7 protein-coding genes and 1 pseudogene are annotated in these 3,611 nt (G+C 47.4%); all 8 read right to left on the bottom strand.

The window, feature by feature from the left end; translation table 11 throughout:
• Positions 1–13: 13 nt before the first annotated feature.
• Positions 14–151, bottom strand: a complete 138-nt coding sequence (locus SSCH_RS17240; protein WP_084710881.1) for a CooT family nickel-binding protein — start codon at positions 149–151, stop codon at positions 14–16.
• A complete protein-coding gene (locus SSCH_RS02870) occupies positions 144–572 on the bottom strand; it encodes a DUF3842 family protein (protein WP_232294183.1) in 429 nt (142 codons plus the stop codon). The genes SSCH_RS17240 and SSCH_RS02870 overlap by 8 nt, the downstream gene beginning before the upstream one ends.
• A gap of 5 nt (positions 573–577) precedes the next feature.
• Complete coding sequence (locus SSCH_RS02875; protein WP_044664157.1) at positions 578–898, bottom strand: PDGLE domain-containing protein; 321 nt, start codon at positions 896–898, stop codon at positions 578–580.
• A gap of 10 nt (positions 899–908) precedes the next feature.
• Positions 909–1,547: an energy-coupling factor ABC transporter permease gene (locus SSCH_RS02880; protein ID WP_044664158.1), complete on the bottom strand. Its 639-nt coding sequence runs from the start codon at positions 1,545–1,547 to the stop codon at positions 909–911.
• 177 nt (positions 1,548–1,724) lie between these two features.
• On the bottom strand, positions 1,725–2,171 hold the full coding sequence (locus SSCH_RS02885; RefSeq protein ID WP_044664159.1) for a C-GCAxxG-C-C family (seleno)protein: 447 nt from the start codon (positions 2,169–2,171) through the stop codon (positions 1,725–1,727).
• 189 nt (positions 2,172–2,360) lie between these two features.
• Entirely contained in the window at positions 2,361–2,933 is a 573-nt protein-coding gene (gene yedF / locus SSCH_RS02890; RefSeq protein ID WP_044664160.1) for a sulfurtransferase-like selenium metabolism protein YedF, read from the bottom strand.
• Between the two features lie 63 nt (positions 2,934–2,996).
• Positions 2,997–3,452 carry an aminotransferase class V-fold PLP-dependent enzyme gene (locus SSCH_RS02895; protein ID WP_052835230.1) on the bottom strand — a complete coding sequence of 152 codons (456 nt, stop codon included), beginning with the start codon at positions 3,450–3,452 and terminating at the stop codon, positions 2,997–2,999.
• Between the two features lie 92 nt (positions 3,453–3,544).
• Positions 3,545–3,595 (bottom strand): annotated as a pseudogene (locus SSCH_RS21605) (hypothetical protein); the annotation flags it as partial.
• Positions 3,596–3,611 lie beyond the last annotated feature (16 nt).

Below are 3,611 nucleotides of genomic sequence, written 5' to 3' on the forward strand. Positions count from 1 at the left end.
TTTTATCCTGGCTTCATTTCGAGTTTATCTTGCGCTGGCCGAAAATGTTCTCTAATACAAGGCAGTCATCCTGTGGCTCAACCTTGTCAACATTTTCAAATAAGAGTTCTTCTCGATCATCCAGCCTCAGATAAGCGTGCGCCTCACACATCTGTCTTCACCTCCATCAACTCTTTTAATCTGTTAACCAGCTTCTCAACTTGGTGCGGTAAGGGTTCAGGTTGTACTCCAATAACTTCTACTTTTGACAGTGTCAGAGGCAGTAGTAACTTCTGTGCCTTACTATTAGCAATGGCTTCAGCCATTTTTTCCGTCAATTCACCCCTCATGGAGTGGGCTAAAATAATCCCCAAGGGTCCTGCAATAACATCCACATCATCGACATTCTGGATAACTGCGTTCTCTCCGCTGGCACCTTCATTAGCACCGGCTTTGAGCATTAATGATGTAGCAATGGCATTTGTTCCCAGAGCTATGATTTCTGTTTGTGGGGGAAGGTTTTTCCGGATCTGGTCCGTGATCAGGCGGCCCATTCCTCCCCCTTGTCCATCTATAACAGCAATTCGCATCATATCACCTATTTACCGCCGCCCTGCTGATTCCTAACTTTACTCCCAGACTCCGAACGGTTCCTGACCAGGTAACCGATACCATAGGCAACAGCAAGGGTAAGGAGCGTCCCGACTATTCCTGCAACTGAAGTTGCCACCTTTTCATTGGTGATCCCGGGAATAGCGTAATCGGGTATCGGAGAGTTGATCAGTTCCTCCGCATTATCTATAAAACCATGATCTTCTCCCACTCTCTCCAAGCCATCAGGAGAGGAGGAGGCAAAAGGACTGACGAACAGAGCAAGCACAACCGCCAGAATTAGAAGAACCACTATTTCTTTGCGCATAATTCTCACCTCACGCCTTCGCTGTTTGTTGAACAAGATCCGGCCGCACCTGTGTCAGGTAGCCGACAACCGCAGTAGCAATCACTGCTTCCACCAGCCCAATGAGGACATGCCAGGTAAGCAGTCCTGTCAGCAGAATTTTGAGCGAACCCTGCCCTGATAAAGCAAGCTCAATGGCACAGGCTGCAGCAGCCAGAACAACTGATACCCATGACCCTACAAAGGTTCCCACCAGAGTCCCGGTCCTGTTCGGCCATGTCTTACGGAACAACAAATAGATACCATAACCGGCAAAAACTCCGATTATAGCCATATTGATAATATTTGCGCCTAAGGCTGTAACACCACCATCCAGAAAAACAAATGCCTGTAACGCGAGAACGGTCGTCATGATAATGGACGCTGACCAGGGGCCCAAGAGCACAGCCGCCATTACCCCTCCCAGCAGGTGGCCCGATACCCCAACTCCGATAGGCAAATTAATCATCTGTGCCGCGAAGATAAACGCAGCCATCACTCCCATAAAAGGTATCTGACGCTCCTTCAGTTCTTTGTTAGTCTTGGCAACCGCAAAAGCCATAAAGACCCCGCCTATCGCCCAGGCGGTCCCAAATGTTTTAGCATCCAGCAAACCATCAGGTATATGCATCTGATGCAACTCCTCTCAATAACAGAATAAAATGTTAAGAATGAAAAACAAAATACCACGGGTGTCATGTCCCACTTCTGTGGAACCCAGAACCTCCGTGGTTCGACTTTTCTATTTCCTTTTGTTATATAGTATTCTACCTGTAATTCATAATTCCTGCAACATAAAAAAATATTTTTATTTTTTCTCCCTGATGATTAAGTTCGCTGTTTCCGCAGCAACCTCACCCGTGAAAAATATACACTGATCCATATGCTCCTCAGATCCCAACTCCATTCCCTTCGTCAGCACACGGCAGCATGTGCTCTTATGGCGAGCCTTAAAGGTATCATGCAGTTCTTTGGCCAGTGCCATTGCTTTACTGACACCGGGATCACCTGCTTTTTTTCTTCCGAACAACATTCCCAGGGCCATGATACCACCGGTGAGTGCACCACAAGTACAACCCGCACCCCCGATGCCAACCGGAAACCCGGAGGCCATGGCAATCACATCATCAGGCAGCTGTAAATCAAACTCATCCTTGATGGTTTTGACAACTGCTTCAGAACAATAAAAGTCGCCGCACCGATAGTAATCCTCGGCTTTCTTTTTAATACCCTCAACATCAATACTTTTTATCACAAGAACACCCCCTAAATTGTGTGACACAGACCAGCTAACTTACAAGGGACGGTCCTTTTGTCATCCTTTTATCATCTGACAAAATAGAAACCGGAATCCGGAGGTCGGAAGACTGCAGGAACTGGCGACTCTAGTCCTACAGCTTTTCCTGACATCGAATTTTCTCATGTATATGTCTAGGAAAATATATTAAAGCGTAATAGTCTTGGAAGCTGAAGTAACCACTTCTACAGCTGTATACATATTTGTCACTTTCCCAACTGCTAACCGCTCTTTGATCCCATAAAAATCCAGACAGGTGCCGCAGGAGAGGACCTCAACACCACTCTCCTCCTCAGCTTTGATCAGATCTAAAACCTCGGAACCTTCTGTGGTTAAAAAAACACCGCTGTTCATGAAAACCAGGTGACTGATGTTTTCTACCTGGTTCAAGGCATAAAGGAAGCTTTTCATCAAAGTTTTTCCCAGCTCCTGATCACCTTTGCCAAAAAGGCTGCCGGTAATGAGAACAGCCACACTGCCCTGGTTCTCTGAAATGCTTTGACAGGCACTGCAGCTTTTACTGATGTGCAGGTGATATACCCCTTCCTTTTCCTCCACCTCTACAGTACAGCCCTTACTCTTGGCCAGTTTTGTTACATTTTCTACAGCAATATTGTTATCGACAATGGTTGTCAGCTGATCACTTTCTTCCAATCCCTTTTTCGTCAAAACCACCGGTTGAGGGCAGGGCAGCCCCCGTGCATCGATCACTTTTCTCATGCTGCTATCCCCTTTTTCTTATGATTTTCTGCTGTTTAAAGCTGAAGTGATTACAGGCAGTTATCAAGAATTAATGATCTCATAGACTGCCCGCACAACCTTTTCTATATCCTCCACAGTATTAAAAAGTCCTGGGCTGATGCGGCAGGCCCCGGCCTTCAGAGTCCCCAATGTGCGGTGCGCCAGGGGAGCACAGTGCAACCCTGATCTGCACAAAATGCCGTACTTCTGGTCGAGAAGCATACTCACCTCTCCACAATCTCTCTCTTCAATATTGATAGAAACAACAGCTGTCCGCTGCTTTATATCCTGGGGCCCATAAATGCTTACCCCTTTTATATCTTTCAAGCCCTGAATCAGAGCACCTGTCAACTCCTGTTCGTGCCTCTGAACATTCTCTATCCCTGTTTTCCGGATAAAGGCAACCCCTGCTCCCAGTCCGGCGATCCCAGGGGTATTAGGGGTACCGCTCTCAAACTTATCGGGCAAAAAGTCAGGCTGGTAAACCTGCTCTGACAAAGACCCGGTCCCCCTTCGATGAAAGAACTGATCTCGAGCCCAGGCCTCATGTATAGCCCACCCGTTCCTGGGCCCAGCAGCCCTTTATGCCCGGTAAAGGCCAGGATATCGATCCTTTGCTTCTCCACATCCACCGGCAACACCCCCGCCGTTTGCGCA

This window comes from Syntrophaceticus schinkii (assembly GCF_000946815.1).
Lineage (GTDB): Bacteria > Bacillota > DSM-12270 > Thermacetogeniales > Thermacetogeniaceae > Syntrophaceticus > Syntrophaceticus schinkii.